Genomic DNA, 23,290 nt, shown 5'->3' with positions numbered 1-23,290 from the left:
TGGACATGGAGAGAACCCAAGAGCTTTTTAAAAAGGCTTCGCAAAGACTACAAGAGTTGTCTTCCTTGCCTGCAATTAGGGAGGATAAAGATATTCCGCAGATGCTAGAAGAGAAGGGCATCGAGCGGCGAGATTTCATGAAATGGGCGGGAGCGATGACAGCGATGTTGTCTTTGCCAGCGACCTTTACTCCTCTCACTGCCAAAGCGGCTGAGTTGGCGGATCGATTGCCTGTGATTTGGCTCCATATGGCTGAGTGTACAGGTTGTAGCGAGAGTCTCCTAAGAACCGATGGTCCGGGGATTGACAGTCTCATTTTTGACTACATCTCCCTAGAGTATCATGAAACCGTTATGGCGGCTGCGGGCTGGCAAGCTGAGCACAACCTAGAGCACGCTATCGAGAAATACAAAGGTCGCTATGTCCTCATGGTTGAGGGAGGTATTCCTGCGGGAAGTAGTGAGTTTTATCTCACCGTAGGGCCTCACGGAACCACAGGTGCAGAGCACGCTAGACACGCTTCAGCTAATGCAGCCGCTATTTTTGCGATCGGTTCCTGTAGCAGTTTTGGAGGAGTTCAAGCGGCTCGCCCCAATCCTACCAACGCTCAGCCCCTCAGCAAAGTTACCAACAAGCCTGTCATCAATGTCCCTGGATGTCCTCCTAGCGAGAAGAACATCGTAGGAAACGTTCTCCATTTTATTCTTTTTGGAACCCTTCCTTCTGTCGATGCTTTCAATCGACCCATGTGGGCCTATGGTCTTAGAATCCACGACCTATGTGAGCGACGCGGTCGATTTGATGCGGGCGAGTTTGTTCAAGAGTTCGGAGATGAGGGAGCTAAAAAAGGCTACTGCCTCTACAAAGTCGGTTGTAAAGGTCCCTACACTTTCAACAACTGCTCTAAACTTCGATTCAATCAGCACACTAGCTGGCCTGTTCAGGCAGGACATGGATGCATCGGCTGTTCTGAGCCTGATTTTTGGGATACCATGGGGCCTTTTGAAGAGCCTGTGGCCAATCGACTCTATGCCACAGCTTTTGATGGATTAGGTGCAGATAAGACGGCGGATAAAATCGGTATCACGCTACTAGCGGCAACAGCCGTAGGTGTGGCGGCGCACGCGGTATTGTCCATGATGGTCAAAGATAAAGAGAATAATTAAGGAGCGGCTTTATGACAAAACGAATCGTAGTAGATCCTATCACTCGAATTGAAGGACACCTAAGAATCGAAGTGGTAGTGGATGAAAACAACGTCATTCAAGATGCGTTCTCCACGGCGACCCTTTGGCGAGGATTGGAGACAATCCTTAAGGGCAGAGACCCAAGAGACGCGGGCTTTTTCACGCAAAGAATCTGTGGCGTCTGCACCTACTCCCACTACAAAGCAGGAATCAGTGCCGTGGAAAACGCATTGGGAATCAAACCTCCTCTAAACGCGGAGCTAATCCGCTCACTAATGAGCATCTCTTTGATTCTCCATGATCACACAGTTCACTTTTATCACCTTCACGGGCTTGACTGGTGCGACATCACCTCTGCGCTCAAAGCTGACCCCGTGGCCGCGAGCAAGCTAGCCTTTAAATACTCCCCCAACCCTATCGCTACGGGAGCGGATGAGCTCACAGCGGTGCAAAAGCGCGTGGCTGAGTTTGCCGCTAAAGGAAATCTTGGACCATTCGCCAACGCCTATTGGGGCCACAAAACCTATCGATTCTCCCCTGAGCAAAACCTCATTGTCCTCTCTCACTACCTCAAGGCGCTTGAAGTTCAAAGAGTAGCGGCGCAGATGATGGCGATTTGGGGTGCAAAACAGCCTCACCCTCAAAGCCTCACCGTAGGGGGTGTGACCTCCGTTATGGATGCCCTTGATCCTAGTCGACTAGGGGATTGGCTCACCAAGTACAAATATGTGGCCGACTTTGTCAATCGTGCCTATTATGCTGATGTGGTGATGGCGGCCGAAGTCTTCAAGAGCGAGCCAAGTGTTCTTGGAGGATGCAATGTGAAAAACTTCTACTCCTATCAAGAGATTCCTCTTAATAAGACTGAATGGATGTATAGCACGGGAATCGTAATGGATGGAGACATCACCAAGGTTCATGAGATCAACGAAGATCTTATCACCGAAGAGGCGACTCACGCTTGGTATAAAGAGAATAAAGCCCTCCATCCTTATGATGGACAGCAAGATCCCAACTACACAGGCTTCAAAGACATGGAGACAGTCGGACCTGATGGCACGATGGTCAAAACCAAAGTCATTGACGAGAAGGGCAAATACACTTGGATCAAAGCTCCAAGGTATGGCGGTAAACCTCTAGAGGTTGGACCTTTGGCGACGATCGTAGTTGGTTTGGCAGCGAAGAATCCCCGAATCGAGAAGGTGGCCACTCAATTCCTTAAAGATACAGGACTTCCTTTGGCAGCGCTCTTCACCACGCTTGGAAGAACGGCGGCTAGGATGCTTGAGTGTAAACTTTCAGCCGACTATGGCTTTGAGGCGTTCAACTCACTTATCGCCAATCTCAAAGTGGATCAATCCACCTACACTACCTACAAGATCGACAAAAACAAAGAATACAAAGGTCGATACATGGGGACAGTGCCCCGAGGCGTGCTAAGCCACTGGGTGAGAATCAAAAATGGTGTCATTCAAAACTATCAAGCGGTCGTTCCCTCCACTTGGAACGCAGGCCCTAGAGATGCTAATGGAACCAAAGGACCTTATGAAGCCTCGTTGGTTGGCATGAAGTTGCAAGATCTTTCTCAGCCTTTAGAGATCATCCGAGTGATTCACTCTTTTGACCCCTGCATCGCCTGCGCGGTTCATGTCATGGATACCAAGGGCAACGAGCTAAGTCAATATCGAGTCGATCCTATCACGGTGGGTTGCAACCTTTAAAGGAGTTTCTCATGGAAAACAGAGCGAATACCGAGGGGACTTTTGAGCGAGAGTTGGAGTTTACAGCTCTCACTCGCTGGTTCCACTGGATCAGGGCTATTGCCATTTTCGTGCTGATCGTGACGGGTTTTTATATTGCCTATCCGTTCCTAACGCCGATCAAGAACTCTGAGCCGACCAATTTCATGTACGCTTTGGCTCGAAGCTGGCATCAGATTTTTGGCTTTGCCCTTATTGCGGTGACTATTTTTAGAGTCTACCTCTTTATCTTTGACAAAGGGTGCAGGGTTGAGCGAGCCTCTTTTTGGGATCTCATCAATCCTTTGACATGGTTTAGGCAACTAAGAAACTATATGCTTCTTGGACCTCACCCCCATCTCAAAGGGGTTTACAATCCCGTTCAGCTAGCAGCCTATATGGGCTTGATGGTGCTTATCCTGCTCATCTCTGTCACGGGAATCATCCTCTACTATAATGTCTATCATGATGGACTAGGGGCGATTCTTTTTGCAATCTTTAAACCTCTTGAAGTGATGTTTGGAGGGTTGGCCAATGTGCGAGCCATCCACCATATCACCACTTGGGCGTTTGTGATTTTTATTCCTGTCCACATCTATATGGCGACATGGAACTCCGCGCGCTATCCTAATGGCGGAATTGATTCAATTTTTAGTGGTTTCCGATACCACAAAAAACACTATTAATCTTCTTTAAAGAAACAGTGCTTTGAAGATATTGGTTTTAGGAATAGGGAATATCCTATTTGGCGATGAGGGGATTGGGGTGCATCTCTCCAACCTCCTCAAAGTAAATTATCGTTTTGAAGGCCCCCACCAAGTCGATGTGATCGATGGGGGCACACTCGCGCAACTCCTCATCCCTCTCATCACCTCCTATGATTATGTGATTGTTATTGATTGCGTGGACGCAGGCGGAGGAAAAATCGGAGAGGTCTACTTCTTTGATTTTGACAATGTCCCTAATGTGATCACTTGGCAAGGAAGCGCGCATGAGGTGGAGATGCTTCAGACTCTTCGGATGACTGAGGTTAATGGCGATCTACCCCCTGTGAAAATCGTGGGAGTAATCCCTTCGATCATTGGGAGTGAGACGGCCTTTGATCTCTCAAAAGAGGTGGCAGAAGCGAGTGTGACGATGGAGAAGATCGTCCTCAATCATCTTCAAGAGTTGGGAGTAGAGATCACGCGAATCGATTCAAAGACGATCGATGAGATTGCCCCCCTCTCTTACAAAGGTTTTTAGTCCATGTGGTTGAATTTTATTTTTCGGCGTACCGCCCCTGTTCCTTTTTTGGAATCGATTCTAATCAAGGAGGCCAAAAAGGAGTCGCTCCGCTTTCAGCGCTCACTCTTTGATTCTTTTAGTTATGGATTCGTGGTGGGCGGAGAGCGTGAATCGCTCCTTCGCTTTTCGGAGAATCTCTCTAAAAACCTTCCTCTTTCCCTCTTTTTCTTTTTCATCAAAGTGGAGCCGCTAGAGGGGGAGCCCCCCTCTTTGGAAACTTTGGCGGAGAATCCTGCTCAAGGGGTGATGGATTTTACTCCTTTAGAGATGGAGGCGTTTTTACCTAAAGAGGGCGAGCGATCTTTGAGATCTCTCCCTTGGCGGGTGAGCTTTCAGCTCAAAGGAGAGAAGAGAGAGAACCTAGAGGGTGAGGCTCTCTATGAGGCCTTTGAAGCCTTGGCTAAGAAGGTGCTCGAAGGGGAATCGATTTTGATCACCACGCGTAGAGGACTCTATCAACTCTCACTCAAAGGCACCAAAAAAACCCAAAAGGGAGAGAATAAGCCCCTTTTCATGCCCTTGGATGTGGCCTCAGCCGAGCTTCTTTTCCGTGTCTGTGAACCTGAGCTCAACGCTCTTGCGACTTGGGAAAAACCCCGAATCGAGCTTGCCCCCAAAGGGGTCTTTTTGGATCGTTTTGAGGGAGCGCTCTATCCAGAGAGTGGCGTGGAGGTGCTTTTGCCCTACGACCTACCCCTCATGATTCTATCGCACTTTCTTCGTGCCCACGAGGTGGAGATGGTGGTTCTAGAGAGGGCTTTAGAGGGTGAGGGCGAAGGACTCTTTTATGAGAATAGTGAGCCCCTAGAGTCGCTCAAGGTGTGCGTGAGTGATGATTCGACGGTTCTTGTGACTGATCGAGAGAGGGGAGGGTTGATTCCTGATTATTCAACCCTGATCTCAAAACTCCTTGAGGAGAATCATCTTCACGAAGGAGCTTTGGCGCTTCATCTAAGCCATCACGCCCCTAGCTATTTTTGGCTCATCCAAGGGGAGGCTAGACGGAGTGTCATGCGCTTTGAACTCCCTTTAAACCCCGCGCTTTTATGGCAAGAGATCGCACAAAGCGGCGAAACAGGAGAGAGTTTGACTCAAAACTTTTCTAGAGAGTTTCCAGGGTTGGCCAAGCGCATCCAAAATAGCCAAGCTCAAGGAGTCTCTGAAAATCTCAATGACTGGGTGGGAATGGCAGGATTCTTCCTTGGACTCCAAGAGGAGTGGAATCCCAAAGGAGCACAGGAAGCACTTTGGAGTAAAGCCAAAGCCTTTCTCGGAGCCAAAGGGCCCAGGGTGGACTTCCCCCTCAAAAAAGAGGAATCGGGTCGCGTGGGACTTGATGCGACTCGTGTGATTCGCTCCTGCATGAGTTTCAAGCTCGCAGGAATTGATGATGAGACTCTCGCCTTTGGTGTGATTGATAGCCTAGCGGAGTTTTGGGGCAATCTGCTTAGAGATATGAGTGAAAACTTTGCTCAAGAGAGGGTGATATTAAGTGGCTCCCTCTTGTCGAATCGAGCCTTTTTAAACAAGATTTTGCAATACACTCCCAAACATCTTCAACTCCATTTTCCCCTGCAGACCCCCTTGGATTTTGTTTCCTAGGCCTTAAGGAGCGGAAGCTAGAAATATGCTAGAATCCGTTCCTTAATCCCCTTAGGAGCACGCTAGAATATGAAATTCGATATGCTATGGAGCAAGATCCATCGAGCGACCGTCACCGATGCCAATCTCAATTATGTCGGATCCATCACGATTGATGAAGAGTTGATGGAGGCGGCGGAGCTTTTGGTGGGGCAGAAGGTCGAGATTCTTGATGTCAATAACGGAGAGCGCTTTAGCACCTATGTCATTAGGGGTGAGCGCGGAAGTAGAGAGATCTGTCTCAATGGCGCAGCCGCGCGAAAAGTCGCCATTGGCGATAAGATCATTATTGTTGCCTACGCACAGTATGATCGAAGCGAGCTATCTAGCTACAAACCCACCGTGGTATTAGTGGATGAGAAGAACGATATTGTCCAAATCAAGCATGAGGTGTGAGTGATGTTTGACCCTTCAAAGCTCAGTGAGATGCTGACTCAGTTTCAAGATAAAGCCAAGGAGATGGAGGAGAAGAGCCACAACACCTCTTTCACTGCTAAAAGCGGGGGAGGACTGGTGAGCGTGAGCATGAGTGGCGCGGGCGAACTCTTGGATGTAAGCATTGATGATTCTTTGCTAGAAGACAAAGAATCGCTCCAGATTCTCCTTATCAGCGCGATCAATGATGTTTACAAAAGCGTGGAAGAAAACAAAAAATCGATGACGCTAGGGATGCTCGGCGGCATGGCACCTTTCCCTTTTGGGAGCTAAGGAGTAAAGAGATGAGGTGGTGGCTTGGGATGGCGCTCCTTTGGAGCGGCATGGCACTCTTTGGCTATGATTTTTCTAGATGCGGTGAGAGAATCGCTCTCTCTAGTGAGAAAGTGGGCGATTCTTATGGACTTGCGATTGATGAGAAACGTCTGCTTCACTACTCCAAAACCCCGCCCAAGGGCTATAAAATCCTCAAATCTGACCCCTATGTAGGTCTCTATCTTTTGGAGGCAAAAAAGCCTAAGGTCCCCTTGGAGCTCCGCGATATCACCCCTGAGACGATGGAGGATATTCTTGGCGCGGGCACCCCAGAGGGCTTTATGGAGGGGAATATCACTCAGCGGATGAGCGGTCTGCTCGCTTATGCGCGTTTCAGCCAAAAAAGTCCCCCCAACTCCATCATCAGCAGCATCTGCTATCAGATTTATGGGTTAGGCGTGGGGGGCAATGAATTCATCGAGAGCTCCTATATCAAGCGATTCCTAGAACAAAAGCGCGTGCAATATGGCGATCTTCTGATTCGATTCGAAAAAAATAGAAGAGAGCCCGTGGTCGCTCTTATTGACCCTTTTATCGAGGAGAACCTCTTTCGTTTAGGGGATAGGGTGCTAAGCCTTGAGGGGAGGGCGATAGGAAGTCGGAGCGAGCTGGAGAATCAAATCTATGGGCTGGCTCCCGGCAGAGAGGTTCGCGTGAGTGTGATGCGAGAGGGTGAGGTGGTGAGCTTTGAGACGCGAGTCTATCCAAGGATTGGCGGGATGCTTCTGCCCGATCATCTGCTAGAGCGCGTGGGGCTTCGATTTTCTCAAGATTGGAGTTTGCAGGCCGCACACAAAATGCAGGGCAGGGGGCTAGAGAATCTTCAGGCGGGAGATCAGATTCTTCGCGTCAATGGGATTGATATGCCCCAAGGCGAGGAGGGCTTGAGGCTTTTGAGCCGCTTTGCCTCTGAAGAGATGAGCTGGCTCATTCGCCGAGGAGAGTTTGAATTTTTCATCAAAGTGAACAAAAAGCCCAAAAACGCGGAGGATTGATTTGGCGATGAATTTAGAATCGGTGATGGAGGGCTTTGAGCGCTTCTTGGAGGAAGAGGCGCCTCTTTTTGAGGGATTTCACCCCCATTACAATGAGTATCTTTGGGAGATGGTGAGAAATGGGGGGAAGCGCTTTCGCCCTAGACTGCTTTTGGGGGTGGTGAGTGCATTAGCTCCGCTACTTGTGAAGAGTGCTTATGCACCCGCCTTAGCGCTAGAGATTCTCCACACCTATTCGCTCATCCACGATGATCTTCCTGCGATGGATAATGCTGCCACTAGGCGGGGGCATCCCACGCTTCATGTCAAGTATGATGAGGCGAGCGCGGTTTTGGCTGGAGATGCACTCAACACACACGCCTTTTACCTTCTAGCCCAAGCCCCCTTGGGGAGCGACACCAAGGTTGCGCTTGTGCGAGAGCTCGCTAGTGCAGGCGGAGCGGGAGGAATGGTGCTAGGGCAGGCGTTAGATTGCTACTTTGAACATCAAAAGCTTGAGATTGAAAAGCTCCGATTCATTCACCTCCACAAGACAGGCCGTCTCATCGCCGCTTCACTTAAGATGGGGGCGATCATCGCGGCGCTTTCTAAAGAGGAGCAGGCGCGATTAGAGGAGATTGGCCTGAAGCTTGGACTTCTCTTTCAGGTGCAAGATGACATTATCGATGCGACATGGAGCGAAGAGGAGGCGGGCAAAACCACCCAAAACGATGGAGCTAAAAACAGCTATGTCAATCTTTTGGGCTTGGAAGGAGCGAGGATGGAGCACGCTAGACTCAAAGAGGAAGTGCGCGTCTTGCTTGGATTCTTCCCCGAAGCACTCTCTTTGACCCTGCTTGAGATTTTAGAAAAACAGTTTAAATCATAAAGGAAACGCGTGCTTAAACGGATTCTTATCACCAATGACGATGGCTTTGATTCCCCTGGACTTCTAGCGCTTAAAGAGGCGCTTTGTGATGTGGCTCACCTCACCGTGGTGGCTCCTGCGAATGAAAAATCGGCCTGCGGGCATGGGCTCACGCTCACTAGCCCCTTGCGATTCATTAAGCTTGATGATGATGTTTATAAGCTACGCGATGGAACCCCGACAGATTGCATCTATTTGGCGCTCAACGCTCTTTACGAGGAGCATAGCAAGCCTGATTTGATCATCAGTGGAATCAATTTAGGTTCCAATATGGGAGAGGATATCACCTACTCAGGCACGGCTAGTGGAGCGATGGAGGGGGTGATCCATGGGATTCCCTCAGTTGCCTTCTCGCAACTTTTGCACGATAAAAACACCTTTGGCTTTGACTTTGCGCTAGCCAAAAAAGTGGTGCGCGAGCTTACATTGAAGATTCTCTCGGGCGGATTTCCTTTGGGGGATCGAAAATTTCTCAATGTCAATATTCCCTATGTGGGAATTGAGGAGTTTAAAGGTTACAAGGTCACCGAGATGGGCTATCGACTCTATGGAAATGATGCGCATCTGCACCGAAACCCAAGGGGCGAGGAGCACTACTGGTTGGGACTTCACCCTCTAGCTTGGAATGAGCGCAATAATGCAAGAGAATCGGACTTCAAAGTGGCCACTGAGGGGTATGTCTCCATCACGCCCATTAAGCTTGATCTCACCAGCTATGAGGATATTAAGGAGCTTGAAGCGTGGATTTAGTGGATCGATTCTCCCGCACTAGAGTGCTCTTTGGAGAGGGCTTTGAGAAGATACAACGCTCCAAAGTGGTGATTTTTGGCGTGGGGGGCGTGGGCAGCTTCGTGCTTGATTCTCTCTACCGAACGGGCGTTGGAGAGATCACGATTATTGACTGTGATGAGTTTGATGTGACCAATCAGAATCGGCAGATCGGCTCTGAAGCGCTCGGAGAGAAGAAGGTGGAGGCTTTAGCGAGGCGCTATGAGGGGGTCACGCCTATCGTTGCGAATGTGGATGAGGCTTTTTTGGAGGGCTTTAGCTTAGAGGAGTTTGATGTGGTGGTGGATGCGATTGATGATATTCCTGCCAAGGTGGCTCTCGCTAAGAGAGCGCACACCAAGCTCCTTAGCTCTACAGGAAGTGCCAAAAAGCTTAATCCTCTCCACATTAAAGTCGATTCGATCTGGAAGAGCTATGGAGATAAGTTTGCCAGAAAGTTTAGGGAGGCGCTCAAAAAAGAGGGCTTTGAGGATGATTTTTTGGTGGTTTTTAGTCCCGAACCGCCTCAGTGTAAAGGACTGGGGAGTTTTAGTGCGGTCACGGGCTCTTTTGGGTTACAATTAGCCAGTGAAGCGATACGCAAAATCTTAGTCAAGGAGTGAAAATGGAACTTAAAGAGGAGAAGCTCTGGGCTTATGGCGATGATGAAGAGGAGCAGGGCGAAGAGGAGGAGTATGACGAGGAGGACGAGGACGAGGATTATGGTCGCCATGACTATGATGATGATGACTATAGCGATCCAACCCGTGAATATGAAGGGGATGACTATTAAATGAGAGTAGCACTCATCCAGCAAGCCTTTCATGGGAGTCGTGAGGCCACCATCCAAAGAAGCCGCGAACTTATCTTGGAGGCCTCCAAAGGGGGCGCTGAGCTAGTGGTGATGCAGGAGCTTCATACGAGCGAATATTTTTGCCAAAGCGAAGAGACGCGATTCTTTGACTACGCCTCTTTCTACGAAGAAGATGTGAGAATCTTCTCCTCCATTGCCAAGGAGGGGGGCGTGGTGTTAGTGGGCTCCTTTTTTGAGCGCCGAAGCGCTGGAATCTACCATAATACCGCCGTGGTTTTTGAGAAAGATGGAAGCATCGCGGGTCGCTATCGCAAGATGCATATCCCCGATGATCCCGGTTTTTATGAGAAGTTCTACTTCACACCTGGAGATTTGGGGTTTGAGCCCATCTCCTGCTCGCTAGGAAAACTTGGCGTGCTCGTCTGTTGGGATCAGTGGTATCCTGAGGCGGCGCGACTTATGGCGCTTAAAGGAGCCGATATTCTCCTCTATCCCACGGCGATTGGCTGGTTTGATGCGGATGATTTGGATGAGAAAGAGCGACAAAAAGAGGCATGGATCGCTATCCAGCGCGGACACGCTGTTGCCAATGGATTGCCTGTGGTGGCGGTCAATCGAGTGGGCTTTGAAAAGGATTCTTCGGGGGTGCTGGAGGGGATTCGATTTTGGGGGCACAGCTTTGCCTTTGGTCCCCAGGGGGAACCTCTAGCTCTTGGGAGTATGGAGAGCGAAGAGGTGATTTGGGTGGATGTGGATATGAAGCGCTCCGAAGAGGTGCGCCGCATATGGCCTTTTTTGCGCGATCGACGGATTGAGTGTTACGACGGTTTGACCAAGCGCTTCCTCGATTAAGCTTGCAAAATCGCCACCGAGCGGAGGCGATTCTTGCTATAGCGATTCCTGCGGGCCTCAACTCTCTTTTGGATATCCTCTCCATTGCAATTGATCTTTTGATGGTCGGTATGATCTCCACGGAGGCGACCGTGGCCGTTGGGGTGGGGCTCAACTACTTCATGCTTATCTATGTGGTGACGACTGTCTTTTTTGTCGGCACCAATGCGATGGTCTCTCGCTTTTTTGGGGCGAAAGATTTTAAGGCGGCCAATGAGGCCTTTAGCTCGATGGCTTTGGCGGCTTTGGGGGTTGGGGTGCCGCTTTTTGGTGCAGCCTTTTTTTCATACGAGGGCTTTTTTGATCTGATTGGCACCTCTAGTGAAGCCAAAAGATTGGGATTGGAATATCTTTCAATTTTAATCTTTGTAGCCCCTGTGTTTGTCCTTAAAACCGTCATGGTAAGCGCTCTCTCAGCCAGTGGAGACACAAAAACCCCTTTTGTAATCAAGCTTCTCTCCTCTCTCCTTAATGCCCTCTTGAACTATCTTTTGATTTTTGGAAAAGCAGGTTTCCCTGAGCTTGGAGTCTCTGGCGCGGCATTTTCAACGCTAGTGGTGAATATCTTGGAGCTTTTGATTCTAACCTACCTCTTTTGGCGAGGTAAAAAGAGCGTGGCTTGGAGCGGGAAGGTCTCTTTGGATTACATCAAGAGAGGGGTGAAGGTTGGACTTCCTTCAGGGGCGGAGCGCTGTCTCACGATTGTATCAATTTTGGTGATCACTAAGCTCGTGGCAAGCTATGGAACACCTGAGTTGGCGGGCTATCAGATCGCTGTTAGAATCGAGGGTTTTGCTTTTATGCCGGGCTTTGGCTTTATGGTGGCGGCCATGACGCTTGTGGGGCAGAATCTTGGCGCAAAGAATCCCAGTGAGGCTGAGGCTTGCGTGAGGGCGACGCTTTGGCTTGGAGGTATTTTCATGGGGATTCTTGGGCTTTGGATGATTTTTATTCCTGAAGTTTTGACAGGATTTTTTAGTCAGGATGCCGAGACGATCACTTTAGGAGCCCTCTATCTTTGGATGATTGGATTTTCACAGATACCCTTGGCGATGGTCTTTATTTTGGATGGAGCCCTAAGGGGAGCGGGAGCGACCAAGGTGACACTTTGGGTCAATGCGCTCTCCATTTGGGGGATTCGGATTGTTCCTGCGATCTTTATCGCTTCAAGAGGCTATCCTCTTGGATGGATTTATGCACTACTGAGTCTTGAGACGTTTTGGCGGGCTTGGATCTTTTGGACGCTTTTTAAGCGGGGCATTTGGAAGGGTGTGAATATCTAAGAGCCCTCGGAATCACTCTCAAAAGGTAAAGGAATATAAAGTTATTTTCTTATATTATCCTCGTTTGTCCACAAGATGACCAAACTACGATTGATGGAGCCACACACTATTATGCAGGGAAACAGACCCCTCCCTTTGGAGCGAGAGTTGCACTTTGAAAAGAGCGACATTATCGTCTCTAAGACGGATACCAAAGGGAGAATCACCTATGGAAATGAGATATTCATTCGTCTAAGCGGCTACTCTGAAGAGGAGCTTCTTGGCAAGCCTCACAATATCGTCCGACACCCCGATATGCCCAGAACTATCTTTAAGATTTTATGGGATTCTCTTAAAGAGAAGAGAGAGATTTTTGCCTATGTCAAGAATCTCAGCAAAGAGGGAAGCTATTATTGGGTGCTCGCCAACATCACCCCCTCATTCAATGGAAAGCGTGAAATCGTGGGATACCACTCCATGAGACGCTCCCCCAGTCCTCAGGCACTTGAGCAGATTAAGGCTCTCTATGCTGAGCTTTTGGAGTGTGAGAAGCAAGGTGGCATAGAATCGGGGATGAATCGACTTCAAGAGATACTTCAAAGCAAGGGTATGAGTTATGAACAATATGTCCTCTCTCTCTAAGATTCAATACGCCAACATCATCTCTCTCGTGGCGTTCACGGTGGCGCTTGTAGTGGAGGTGATCCATTATGGCTTTGACTATGTGCGAATCATCAGCGTAGCGAACTTCGCTTTGGCGTGGTATATGTTTGTCAACATCAAAAAAGTCCAGACCACCATCAGCACAGTGGCTAGGATCGTCAAAGATTCGGAGCATGGGGAGTTTGAAGGGAGAATCACGCACATCAACGATGGGGCGGAGCTTCGTGAGCTCTGCTGGAATCTCAATAATCTCTTGGATCAGATTGAGGGGTTCATGCGAGAGATCAAGACCTCCGTTGAGTATGCCCGCGATAAGAAGTTTTTCCGTAAGGCACTCCCTGAAGGGCTTAGGGGAGGATTTGTGGTTAATATCGAAGGAATCAATCTGGCGCTGGATGCCATGGAGGAGAATGAGAACTTCAACCGCATCAACGCCCTAAGCAAGCAGCTCTCTGACTTAAGCTCTGAGAACCTCAATAAAGGTCTCAAGACGATGCAAGATGACCTTAGTTCCAATATCGCCATGATGGCGGAGATGTCCAAGGATATTACCGAGATCACCTTGCAGTCTCAAAGCAGCAAAGAGGACATTGTCAAAATCACCGCCTACATCAGTGAGCTTATGGAGTTGATCCAAAACAGCAACGATACCATCAAGCAGTTCGCTCAGCGCTCCAAAGATATTAGCGGGGTGATTCGCCTTATTGTGGATATTGCCGATCAGACCAATCTGCTTGCCCTCAATGCTGCCATTGAAGCCGCGAGGGCGGGAGAGCATGGCCGAGGTTTTGCGGTGGTGGCCGATGAGGTGAGGAATCTGGCCGATCGAACACGCAAGGCGACGACGGAGATTTCAATCTCGATTCAGACGATGCAACAGGATATTGATGTGATTGAGGATGATTCGGAGAGGATCACGGATTTGGCCAAACATTCACATGAAGAGGTGAGCTCCTTTAAAGAGCTCTTTGAGAAGCTAGAGCAAGAGGCAAGAAGGCTCTCTGCCTCCTCTGAGGATATGGAGAATCAAATCTTCATGATCGTCTCCAAGATTGATCACATCGTCTATAAAGCCAACACCTACATGAGCTTCACCAAGGGCGAGAAGATCCAAGACTTCACGCGCGAGGCGACCTCAGAGCGCCTTAAGGATCCCGATGCGATGCGACGCTTTGGGATGATTGATAGCTTTAAGCTCATCGACTCTCCGCGAGAGAGAATCAATGAGACGATTCAAGCTTCCATCAAGTGCATTGATGAGAAGACCACGCTAGAGAAGCCCGAATATATCGTGAGCAACCTCAAAATTATGGAAGAGGAGAGCGCGAAGCTCTTTGCACTCCTTGATTCCACTCTGCAAAAGGCACACGCCAACATCAAAGCCGCCGCCTGAAAATGCCCTTGATCACTCTTCTTCGCCCCCTGCTTGGCGGAGTGATTCTTTTGGGGGCTCTTCTCTCCCCCCTAAGAGCGCTTGAGCCACTCTCTCCCGCTCAGGCCTGCCTGCTTCGCTCCTATCCTGATTGGATTGAGAAAATAGAGGAGAATCGTGTCTATTTCAAAGAGGGCTCCTCTATGCTTTGGGATGATGGAGAGACAAAGAGTTATGAAGAGGCTTTTTTAGCGGCTGATCTTGAAGATCAATTCGCTTTTCCCTATCCCAAGGGAAGGGAATTTGAGGTGCCGAGGATGGGAGAGGATTCGAGTCGTTTGCGCTCCATGGAGTTCTTTAAAAGAATCTATGGAGCGACACCCAAAGAGGTGAAACGCTCTTTAAGAAGAGTCCCATGGCTCCCCTCTCTCCAAAAAGGGGTGAGCGTGGAGGTGACTACCATCAATGGAATCGACCAAAGAATCGAGCGAATCTCTCGTCAAATCGAGCAACTCCCTGAGTCTCTAAGAGCGATTGCACTTCATCCTTCGGGAGGATTTTATTGGCGCCATATTGCGGGAAGCTCCATTTTGAGTATGCATAGTTTTGGAATCGCTCTGGATTTGGATCCCAAGGCGAGCCGCTACTGGCTTTGGGATAGAGAGAAAAAAGGTCAAGTCCGCTACGAGAACACCATCCCTTTAGAGATTGTGGAGATTTTCGAGCGGGAGGGATTCATCTGGGGTGGCAAGTGGGGGCACTATGACACGATGCACTTTGAATATCGCCCTGAGATTCTCTGCCACTCGCACTAGAGGGGATACTCTTGTGTGGGTTTTGTGAATAGAGTGGAGCGTGCTAAAATAGGAGAAAAAGGAGGGAGGGATGAGGATTTTACCTGAAGATTCTTTGGTGATGGTGGTGGATTATCAAGAGAGGTTGATGCCAGCGATGGCTAATCAAGAGGCGCTTTTGATTCAAGCCACTCGATGGCTTTTGGGGGTGAAGCTCCTTGGGATTCCAACGATTCTAACCCAGCAAAACACCAAAGGGCTTGGGATGAGTGTAGAGGCGATACGGAGCCTTCTTGGCAGCGAGAAGCCCTATTTTGAAAAGATCGCTTTTAGTGCTTTGGCGGATGAGGCGATTCTCCGCGAAGTGGAATCGCAGGGGAGGGGAACGCTTGTTCTTGGAGGAATCGAGGCGCATGTCTGTGTTTTGCAAACCGCCATTGACGCCAAAGCCTTGGGTTATGAAGTCGTGGTGGTGAGTGACTGCATCGATTCGAGAAATCCAAGAGACAAAGAGATCGCTTTAAGAAGGATGGAGCAAGAGGGTATTTGGCTCACCACAAGCGAATCGATTCTTCTAGAGTGGCTTCAGAGGGCAGGAGATGACCGATTTAGGGAGATGCTAAAAATCATCAAATAAGAGGGCTACATCTTTGCCTTTTTACTAATGCTGAGAATCATCCCAATCGCGAGGCAGTTGGCTACGAGTGAGCTTCCACCATAGCTATAAAAGGGGACAGCGATTCCTTTGATGGGGGTGATGCCTGAGATTCCATAGGCGTTGATCATGAAAGAGAAAGAGAGCAAAATTCCTGCTCCCACGCAAAAGAGATAGAAGACATTGTTTTCGCTTCGATTGGCGATTTTGAAGATTCGATAGATGATCGCGCAAAAGAGTAGCGTGCAGAAAAAGAGCCCGACAAAGCCCGTCTCTTCGGCAATTCCTGCAAGAACAATATCGGTGTGAACCTCGCTTAGGAATCCAAGCTTGATGAGTCCATTACCAAGCCCTTCACCAAAGAATCCTCCATTTTGGATGGAGTTGAGCGAGTGGTGGATTTGATAGGGTTCGGGGAGATTCTCTACACGAAGGGATTTAGCAAGCCCCTCTGGCACGATAGAGAGGACGAAATTTTGAGCATTTGCCCACCAAAGCTTGATACGCAAGATTTGGTGGTCGCTACTGATGATAACGGCGATAGCGAGTATTAATGCCCCCATCAAGAGGGAGAAAAAGAGTCGAAAACTGCTCCCTGCAAAAACCACCATGAGCGCGAGGGTGATTCCTAATAAAAAGATCTGCCCCAAATCATTTTGCAACACGGCAATCAAAAAGACAGCGAGCAAAAAGAGCGCAGCGTAGGGGGCGAAAATCTTCATCTCATCCACCAAGGGGACTTTGGTTGTGTGGGAAAATTTGCGCGAAAAGCTCCACGCCAAAAAGACCACAAAACCGATCTTGAAAAACTCCACAGGCGAGAGAGAGAAGAAGGGGAGTCGTATCCAGCGCTTTGCTCCACCCGCACTAGTGGCCATGCTCTCAGGGAGGTAGTGCATCACAAACATAAGCACCATGAACAATAGAAAGAGAGTGAATCCAAGCTTGACGATGAGCTTTTCAGGGTCAAACCGAGAGACTTGCCACATGAGATAGATGCCGATGATTCCTGCAATGAGCTGGCGGATAAAAAAGTGAAATTCGTTGTATCCGTAAAAAAGGGTCGCATAAGCTGAGAGGGAGTAGGAGAAGATCACTCCAATGGTGATGGCTAGTGTGGTGAGAAAAAAGAGGGGTCGATCCGCCATGAATTATCCGAAATTTTATTTTTATTTTACCATGGATCGTGGTTTTTTGTCGAAAAAAGGGGCGGAAACTTGCGTGGGAGGGAAGTTTTATGGAATAATAGTTGCTTCAGAGTTAGGAAATCCCTAGAAGTCCAAAGCAAGGAGAGATCATGAGTGAGAGCATCTACAGCTACAGTCAAGCCAGAGAACTCGCCTACAAGGCGCTTGACTATCGCTCGCTCCGCCAAGACCTCATCTCTTCAAACATCGCCAATGTCGATACTCCAATGTATCGCCCTCGCGATATCAACTTTGAAGAGGTGCTCACGAGCGAGAGTCAAAAGCTCTTCTCTAATGAGCAGAATAAAACGCTTGGACTAGGGCAGACCAACGCTATGCATCTAGAGCCCATGGACACGAGCGATTCTAAAGGAACCATTTTTTTCCGTGATGGACACATGGCGAGAAATGATGGCAATAGCGTGGATTTGGATGTGGAGAGCAGTGAGATTGGGAAAAACAGCGTGATGTATCAGGCGCTTGTGGGCTCCCTCAAAAAACATGGAACGATTTTTACTTACGCTATTGAAGCGAGCAAGTCGCTCTAGGCTTGAATTAGGATAAGAAGGAAAAGAGATGGCATTTCTATCCAGTTTCGATATTAGCGGATATGGACTCTCAGCCCAGCGCTTTAGAGTCAATATGATCTCTTCTAACATCGCTAACGCCAACACCACACGAACCGATGAGGGCGGTCCCTATCGACGCAAAGAGGTGATTTTTAAAGCTTTTGACTTTGATGAAGTGCTCAACCAAAAGCTTGGAGAGAACAATAATTTGCTAAAATACGAAGATCCTCTTGACGAGGATGAGTGGGGGCTTGAGCCTAAACCCTCTATTATGAGTGTTTATGTGGATAAGGTGGTGCGAGACGATTCGCAGCCTCGAATGAAGTATGAGCCTTCCCATCCTGATGCCAATAGCGAAGGCTATGTGGCCTATCCCAATATTAATCCCGTCGTGGAAATGGCCGATCTAATCGAAGCCACGAGGGCGTATCAAGCGAACGTATCCGCTTTCCAAAGTGCTAAAAACATGGCGAGCACCGCGCTTACCATGTTCCAAGCTTAACTCTTGAAGGAGTAGATCATGGCAGAGATCAACACTTTAAATAAGGTCACTAGCCTCGCCACCTCCAGTTCCTCTACGTCTAGCCCCGTAGAGAGCGAAGGGAAGAGCTTTGCCGAGATTCTCAAGGGTTCTATTGATGAGGGCAACCTCCTCCAAAAAGAGAGTGAAAAGGCATTAGCGGACATTGCTACAGGACAGGTCAAAGATTTACACCAAGCCGCCATCGCTATTGGCAAGGCTGAAAATAGCATGAAGCTCATGCTTGAAGTGAGGAATAAAGCCATAAGCGCCTATAAAGAGATTCTTAGGACGCAGATTTAATCTCATCTTGATATGGAGCAATACGCCAAAGCTAGTAAGATTCTCGTCCTCTTTGGGTTTTTGCTCCTAGGATTCTTCCTTTTTCTCTCGACCGTCTACTACACGATTCTAACCGACCGCAAACTCCCAACCCTCCAAACCAAAAAAGTAGAAAGTGCCATTAGGGGAGCCATCTATAGCCAAGATGGCTTCGTGCTCGCCTCTAGTAAAAAGCTCTATAAGGCGATCGTGAATACCTATAATATCGATCCCGATAAGAAAGAGCTTTTCATCAATCTCTTCTCCATCTATAGTGGAATCTCCAAAGAAGAGCTCAAAGCGCGCCTCCAAAAAGAGGGGAATGTGGTCCTCTCCTACAACATTGATTCCAAAACAGCTGCTAATCTCAAGCAGCTTGCCTACAAGCTTAACACCTATGGCGTTTTCAGAGAGTTTGAGGATAAAAACGGGAGGGTCTTTAAATATGGACTCTCCATTCTAGAGAGCGGGGAGAAGCGCGACTATCTCTATGAAAACTCCATGGAGCCTCTCATCGGCTATGTCCAAAAGACAGAAGATAAGCGAATCACGCGGGTAAGCGGGGTCAAAGGGGTGGAGAAATCTTATGATGACAAGCTTGAGCCCATAAGCGATGGAATCATGCGAGGTGATCGCGATATTGGATTTAATGTAATTCTCAATAAAGACGCTCACTTCAAAGAGCGTCTTGATGGATACAGTGTCGCGCTAAGCGTGCCGCTGAAGCTTCAAAAAAAGGTCGAGAGAATCGTCGATGAAGCTAATAAGCGCCTCAAAGCTAAAGAGATTGTTGTAGGAATCATGGAGGCAGAGAGCGGAAAAATCCTCGCCCTAGCGAGCACAAATCGCTTCAATCCCAACTCCATCAAGCAAAAAGAGTATAAATTCCTCAATAACTCTGCCATTGAGCAATCCTTTGAGCCAGGAAGCATCATCAAGCCTCTTGTATTCTCGCTCCTTTTGGAGCAAAAGCTCATCAACCCCAACCACACGGTTGAGCTTCACAATGGACGCTACAAGATCAAAAACTTTGTGATCACTGACACTCATAAGGTGGCCCAATCCACTATTGAGGATGTGCTCGTCTTCTCTAGCAACATCGGGATGGCTAAAATCGCTCAATCTTTCACTTCTAGCCAATATTTTAATGGCTTGAAGTTGTTAGGATTCTCCGAGCCCACGGGAATCGACCTCCCTTATGAGAAGATTGGGACGATTCCTAATGTCAATATGTTTCGCGATGAGCTCTACAAGGCGACTGTCTCTTATGGCTATGGAATGCGTGCGACATTCATGCAGATGCTTAAATCCTATAATGTCATCACCAATAATGGCATGATGGTTAATCCCTATGTGGTGGAGCACATCATCGATAATAATGATATTCGCTACAAAATCAAACACGAAGCAGGAATTCCCGTTCTCTCCTCTGAGACCACCCTTAAAATGCGCGAGCTATTAGTCAAGATCGTGGAGCGCGGCACGGGCAAGGGAGCAGCCCTAGAGGGGGTCGTGGTCGGAGGCAAGACAGGGACAGCCCATATTGCTAAAGGGGGCAAGTATGTCAATATGTACAACAGCTCCTTCTTTGGCTTTGCTGCGGATGGCTCAGCGCGTTATACGATTGGTGTGGTGGTTTTTGAACCTGATGCGAGCGAGGAGTATTTTGCAGCACGCACCGCGGTGCCCGTCTATAAGAGTATTGTGGAGTTGTTGGTGCAGGAGAAGTATCTCAATAGAAGAAGCGCCGAGTAGGAGGAGAAACCTCTCGGCGCTTAAGGGTTAGCAAGAGGGAACGTTACCGCTGTCGCTAGCGTAGTGGATGCAGAAGTCTTTTAGATCTTCCATGATTTTGTTTTTAAAGTTGTCACTAGCAAAGAATTCAGCTAGGCTGGGGAACTTGGCCGACATCTCTTTAATGAAGCCCTCGCCATTGTTTTCAAAAAGCTTCTTCCACTCCGCTTGAGTGTGCAATGCGGCAAACTTGTCGCCCTTAAGACCTGTTTGTTTAGACATGGTTTTGAGGTAGTATTTTTGGCCTTTTACGGGGTCAGCAAACGCTACGCCTGACATCAAAGAAAACGCTACAAATCCTGCGAAGATCAGTTTCAACAATTTCATGAGTTCCATCCTTAGGTTGAGGTTGATTGGTGAGTAAATCGTATCGAAAGAACTTTAAAATAAAATTTAAAAATAAGTTTATTTTATAACATAAAAAGAGATCCTAGTTTAAGAAACAGACTTTGCATGGGAGGATTTCCAAGTCGATATTGGGTAGAATCAAGCTTTTGAAAAAGATATTCACAGGATAGTTTATGACCCTCCAAAAGAAAGCCACCCTCATCTCTAGCCTCACCGCAGGAACGCTTGCGATCATCAAGTTTGTGGTGGGATTGGCGAGTGGTTCGGTGGCGGTGCTGGCTTCGGCGATTGATTCGATTTTGGATTTGACCATCTCGCTCTTTAACTATGTCGCCCTTCACAACTCTGAAAAGCCCGCAGATGAGACTTTTAACTATGGACGAGGCAAAATCGAAGCGCTAGCGAGCGTCATTGAAGGGACGATTATCACGCTCTCGGGGCTTTTTATTCTTTATGAATCAATCCAAAAACTCTACTATGGCGAGGAGGTTTCGCACCTCACCCCCTCTATCATTGTAATGGGAATCTCTTTTGTCGTGACGCTGGCTTTGGTGCTTTTCCTTCTTTATGTGGCCAAAAAAAGCCAAAACATGGTCATCAAGGCCGATGCGCTCCACTATCAGACGGATCTTTTGAGCAATGGCGTGATTCTCTTCTCTCTAGGTTTTATCGCTTGGACGGAGTATCACTTCATTGATGGAGTGCTTGGAATCCTTATTGCCTTTTATATTATCTATTCCGCCTATGGTCTCATCAAGGAGGGAGTTTGGATGCTCTTGGATAAAGCGATGGACGAGGAGATGACCGAGAAGATTCGCTCCATCATCGCGGCTTGTCCTGAGGTGAGCAGCTTCCACCATCTCAAAACTCGCGAGGCGGGGAGTGATCGCTTTGTCGATGTCCATTTGGTGTTTGGGCGAGAGTTCATGCTGGTGGAAGCACACGCCGTCTCTGATAGAATCGAGGCGGCGATTGAGGCGCTAGATCAAGGGGTGCGCTGGAGCATCACGGTGCATCTTGATCCTTTCGATGATTCTTAAATGTGATATACTCGCACCAATTTTATGCAAGGAAACGGATTGAAACACCTTTTTGAGTTCATTCATGCTGCCGACCTCTCCTCTACGGCTATCTACCCCCATCTCAAATGCTCCATGGAGGAGGCGGAGATTCTTCGCTACATGACGCTAGAGCTTCTCAAGGGGAATGATGATTTGGTGGCGATTGATATTCTAGGGACGCTTTTTGAGGAAGAGGGCAAGGGATTTGAGCATCTCAAACTCCTCAAGAGCATCAAAAATCTGCTAGAGCTTGGTTGGATTATCCAAAACAGCTTTCTCCATGTCAAACTCAATGATGTGGCGATTTTAGAGCTTCTCAACAGTTCTATCTCGCTTAGCTCCACTTTTCTTAAGCTTCTTGAAGATGGGGAGATTCACATGGAGTTGCCAGAGGTGACCCCCTATGATGATCACCTCGAATACCTCAAGGATCAGTTCCTAAGAATCGACCTTTTGCACAAGATCAATTCACTCAAGCAGAGTCACACACAAGATTCTCCCTCTTTGGGGCGCAATAAATATAAGCTCAAGCTTCTTGAAGAGCGCATCAAAGAGCGTGTCTTGATCACGGACAAAGAGATGGAGCTGGAGGGGTTTTTCAAAGAGTGTGGGCTGAATGAGAAGGAGCGCACGATCTTTATCGCACTTTTGAAAGAGGAGTATGCAGGGAGCGATGATCAGATGCGCGACATGAACAGCCTCATTGACCTAGTGAGTGAGGATGAGTATGATCGAATCAAGAATCGAGCGCTTTTGGATGAGAAGAGCAAGCTAGTCGATAGCGCCATCATCGATTATGACGAGATGCTCACTCCCTTTGGGGGAATCTCTCGCACCTTCTTTATTCCTGAGGATATTTTGCAAAAAATCACCCATCCTCAAAAGAAAAAGAAGCGCCAAAAAATCAAACTCGAATCGCTCATCAAAGAGCAAGATATTTTTGAGTTTATCGAGCCAAAGACAAGCCTAGAGGATGTGGTGCTTCACCCAAAGACACGAGAGACGCTCAATAGTCTTCTTAAACAGGTTGATGTGCGTGTGGTCAACCTCCTTAAAGAGTGGGGAATCAAAGACAAACGAAGAGGAATTGATGCCAAAATCATCCTCTATGGAGCCGCAGGGACAGGCAAAACCATGACGGCGCTCTCACTGGCCAAGTCACTCAAAAAGCCCGTGCTCAGCTTTGATTGCTCCAAGATTCTCTCCATGTATGTGGGGGAGAGCGAGAAGAATGTTCGCAAAATCTTTGACACCTACAAAGAGCTCTCCCAAAAGAGCAAAAATGAGCCTATCTTGCTTTTGGATGAGGCTGATCAGTTTCTCAGCACCCGAACCTCATCCAGCGCAGGGGGTGCGGAGAAGATGCACAATCAAATGCAAAATATCTTCTTGGAGCAGATTGAGAAATTTGAAGGAATCCTCATCGCCACGACCAACCTTTTAGAGACCATTGATAGCGCCTTTTCGCGGCGTTTTAACTATAAGATTGAGTTTAAAAAGCCTGATGAGAAGCAGCGCCTAGAGCTCTGGAAGCGCCTTCTTCCTAAAAACGCTCAATTTGAGGAGGGATTCTCCATTGAGAAGCTCACCAAATATGCACTCACGGGCGGCCAGATCACTCTTGTGGTGAAAAATACGGCCTATAAGGTTGCTGCCAAGGAGAAACCCCTCTTTTTGCTTCATGATTTTGAGGAGGAGATCCAAAAGGAGCTATCAGGTAACTTTGATAGCGAGAAATCGATGGGATTTGTGGTATAAGTTTGAC

26 protein-coding genes are annotated in these 23,290 nt (G+C 48.2%); 24 read left to right on the top strand and 2 right to left on the bottom strand.

The features are described from left to right. Positions 1–5: 5 nt before the first annotated feature. The 18 genes from WS_RS07940 to WS_RS07860 all read left to right on the top strand — a co-directional run bounded on the left by WS_RS07940 (position 6) and on the right by WS_RS07860 (position 15,707). Positions 6–1,166 (top strand): hydrogenase small subunit, encoded by a 1,161-nt coding sequence (locus WS_RS07940; RefSeq protein ID WP_011139498.1) that lies wholly within the window; start codon positions 6–8, stop codon positions 1,164–1,166. 11 nt (positions 1,167–1,177) lie between these two features. Next, a complete protein-coding gene (locus WS_RS07935; protein WP_011139497.1) occupies positions 1,178–2,908 on the top strand; it encodes a nickel-dependent hydrogenase large subunit in 1,731 nt (576 codons plus the stop codon). Between the two features lie 11 nt (positions 2,909–2,919). After that, positions 2,920–3,612: a Ni/Fe-hydrogenase, b-type cytochrome subunit gene (gene cybH / locus WS_RS07930; protein ID WP_011139496.1), complete on the top strand. Its 693-nt coding sequence runs from the start codon at positions 2,920–2,922 to the stop codon at positions 3,610–3,612. Positions 3,613–3,634: 22 nt separating this feature from the next. Next, the gene (locus WS_RS07925; protein WP_011139495.1) at positions 3,635–4,171 is read left to right on the top strand and encodes a HyaD/HybD family hydrogenase maturation endopeptidase; all 537 of its coding nucleotides are present in this window, start codon (positions 3,635–3,637) and stop codon (positions 4,169–4,171) included. 3 nt (positions 4,172–4,174) lie between these two features. Continuing rightward, entirely contained in the window at positions 4,175–5,815 is a 1,641-nt protein-coding gene (locus WS_RS07920; RefSeq protein WP_011139494.1) for a protein HydE, read from the top strand. 69 nt (positions 5,816–5,884) lie between these two features. Then, positions 5,885–6,250, top strand: coding sequence for an aspartate 1-decarboxylase (gene panD / locus WS_RS07915; RefSeq protein WP_011139493.1), 366 nt, complete (start codon positions 5,885–5,887; stop codon positions 6,248–6,250). Between the two features lie 3 nt (positions 6,251–6,253). Next, entirely contained in the window at positions 6,254–6,562 is a 309-nt protein-coding gene (locus WS_RS07910) for a YbaB/EbfC family nucleoid-associated protein (RefSeq protein WP_041571871.1), read from the top strand. An 11-nt stretch (positions 6,563–6,573) separates the two neighbouring features. After that, positions 6,574–7,599, top strand: coding sequence for a PDZ domain-containing protein (locus WS_RS07905; protein WP_011139491.1), 1,026 nt, complete (start codon positions 6,574–6,576; stop codon positions 7,597–7,599). 7 nt (positions 7,600–7,606) lie between these two features. Continuing rightward, positions 7,607–8,467, top strand: a complete 861-nt coding sequence (locus WS_RS07900) for a polyprenyl synthetase family protein (protein ID WP_011139490.1) — start codon at positions 7,607–7,609, stop codon at positions 8,465–8,467. Positions 8,468–8,476: 9 nt separating this feature from the next. Further along, positions 8,477–9,256 (top strand): 5'/3'-nucleotidase SurE, encoded by a 780-nt coding sequence (gene surE, locus WS_RS07895; protein WP_011139489.1) that lies wholly within the window; start codon positions 8,477–8,479, stop codon positions 9,254–9,256. Then, on the top strand, positions 9,247–9,897 hold the full coding sequence (locus tag WS_RS07890) for a tRNA threonylcarbamoyladenosine dehydratase (RefSeq protein WP_011139488.1): 651 nt from the start codon (positions 9,247–9,249) through the stop codon (positions 9,895–9,897). Before surE ends, WS_RS07890 begins: the two co-directional genes overlap by 10 nt. Before the next feature lie 2 nt (positions 9,898–9,899). Continuing rightward, positions 9,900–10,067, top strand: coding sequence for a hypothetical protein (locus tag WS_RS11035; protein WP_164997300.1), 168 nt, complete (start codon positions 9,900–9,902; stop codon positions 10,065–10,067). Next, on the top strand, positions 10,068–10,940 hold the full coding sequence (locus WS_RS07885; protein ID WP_011139487.1) for a carbon-nitrogen hydrolase: 873 nt from the start codon (positions 10,068–10,070) through the stop codon (positions 10,938–10,940). A 2-nt stretch (positions 10,941–10,942) separates the two neighbouring features. Next, a complete protein-coding gene (locus tag WS_RS07880) occupies positions 10,943–12,262 on the top strand; it encodes an MATE family efflux transporter (protein ID WP_041571870.1) in 1,320 nt (439 codons plus the stop codon). 111 nt (positions 12,263–12,373) lie between these two features. Beyond that, the gene (locus WS_RS07875) at positions 12,374–12,883 is read left to right on the top strand and encodes a PAS domain-containing protein (RefSeq protein ID WP_011139485.1); all 510 of its coding nucleotides are present in this window, start codon (positions 12,374–12,376) and stop codon (positions 12,881–12,883) included. Next, positions 12,858–14,297 carry a methyl-accepting chemotaxis protein gene (locus WS_RS11250; RefSeq protein WP_011139484.1) on the top strand — a complete coding sequence of 480 codons (1,440 nt, stop codon included), beginning with the start codon at positions 12,858–12,860 and terminating at the stop codon, positions 14,295–14,297. Before WS_RS07875 ends, WS_RS11250 begins: the two co-directional genes overlap by 26 nt. A 2-nt stretch (positions 14,298–14,299) precedes the next feature. Next, complete coding sequence (locus WS_RS07865; protein WP_011139483.1) at positions 14,300–15,091, top strand: M15 family metallopeptidase; 792 nt, start codon at positions 14,300–14,302, stop codon at positions 15,089–15,091. Positions 15,092–15,161: 70 nt separating this feature from the next. Then, complete coding sequence (locus tag WS_RS07860; RefSeq protein WP_011139482.1) at positions 15,162–15,707, top strand: isochorismatase family protein; 546 nt, start codon at positions 15,162–15,164, stop codon at positions 15,705–15,707. A 5-nt stretch (positions 15,708–15,712) separates the two neighbouring features. Here the strand turns inward: WS_RS07860 and WS_RS07855 are convergent, their stop codons facing one another. Next, on the bottom strand, positions 15,713–16,873 hold the full coding sequence (locus WS_RS07855) for an FtsW/RodA/SpoVE family cell cycle protein (RefSeq protein ID WP_041571869.1): 1,161 nt from the start codon (positions 16,871–16,873) through the stop codon (positions 15,713–15,715). A 149-nt stretch (positions 16,874–17,022) separates the two neighbouring features. Between WS_RS07855 and flgB the strand changes: the two genes are divergently transcribed. Genes flgB through WS_RS07835 form a run of 4 tightly spaced genes read left to right on the top strand, consistent with a single transcriptional unit; the run spans position 17,023 to position 20,077 of the window. Next, the gene (flgB, locus tag WS_RS07850; protein ID WP_011139480.1) at positions 17,023–17,460 is read left to right on the top strand and encodes a flagellar basal body rod protein FlgB; all 438 of its coding nucleotides are present in this window, start codon (positions 17,023–17,025) and stop codon (positions 17,458–17,460) included. 28 nt (positions 17,461–17,488) lie between these two features. Continuing rightward, a complete protein-coding gene (gene flgC, locus WS_RS07845) occupies positions 17,489–17,983 on the top strand; it encodes a flagellar basal body rod protein FlgC (protein WP_011139479.1) in 495 nt (164 codons plus the stop codon). A gap of 18 nt (positions 17,984–18,001) precedes the next feature. After that, a complete protein-coding gene (gene fliE / locus WS_RS07840; RefSeq protein WP_011139478.1) occupies positions 18,002–18,304 on the top strand; it encodes a flagellar hook-basal body complex protein FliE in 303 nt (100 codons plus the stop codon). Positions 18,305–18,316: 12 nt separating this feature from the next. Beyond that, positions 18,317–20,077, top strand: a complete 1,761-nt coding sequence (locus WS_RS07835; RefSeq protein ID WP_011139477.1) for a peptidoglycan D,D-transpeptidase FtsI family protein — start codon at positions 18,317–18,319, stop codon at positions 20,075–20,077. A 27-nt stretch (positions 20,078–20,104) separates the two neighbouring features. Here WS_RS07835 and WS_RS07830 read toward each other — a convergent pair whose 3' ends face one another. Next, positions 20,105–20,443 carry a hypothetical protein gene (locus WS_RS07830; protein ID WP_041571868.1) on the bottom strand — a complete coding sequence of 113 codons (339 nt, stop codon included), beginning with the start codon at positions 20,441–20,443 and terminating at the stop codon, positions 20,105–20,107. A 194-nt stretch (positions 20,444–20,637) separates the two neighbouring features. Here WS_RS07830 and WS_RS07825 point away from each other — a divergent pair, with 194 nt between their 5' ends. Together WS_RS07825 and WS_RS07820 are read left to right on the top strand one after the other, a co-directional pair. After that, on the top strand, positions 20,638–21,504 hold the full coding sequence (locus WS_RS07825) for a cation diffusion facilitator family transporter (protein WP_011139475.1): 867 nt from the start codon (positions 20,638–20,640) through the stop codon (positions 21,502–21,504). A 39-nt stretch (positions 21,505–21,543) separates the two neighbouring features. Beyond that, a complete protein-coding gene (locus tag WS_RS07820) occupies positions 21,544–23,283 on the top strand; it encodes an ATP-binding protein (RefSeq protein ID WP_011139474.1) in 1,740 nt (579 codons plus the stop codon). The last annotated feature ends 7 nt before the right edge of the window (positions 23,284–23,290 follow it).

It is taken from the genome of Wolinella succinogenes DSM 1740 (assembly GCF_000196135.1).
GTDB lineage: Bacteria > Campylobacterota > Campylobacteria > Campylobacterales > Helicobacteraceae > Wolinella > Wolinella succinogenes.
Note: the sequence above shows the minus strand (reverse complement) of the source record. Positions and strands in the feature narration are given on the sequence as shown.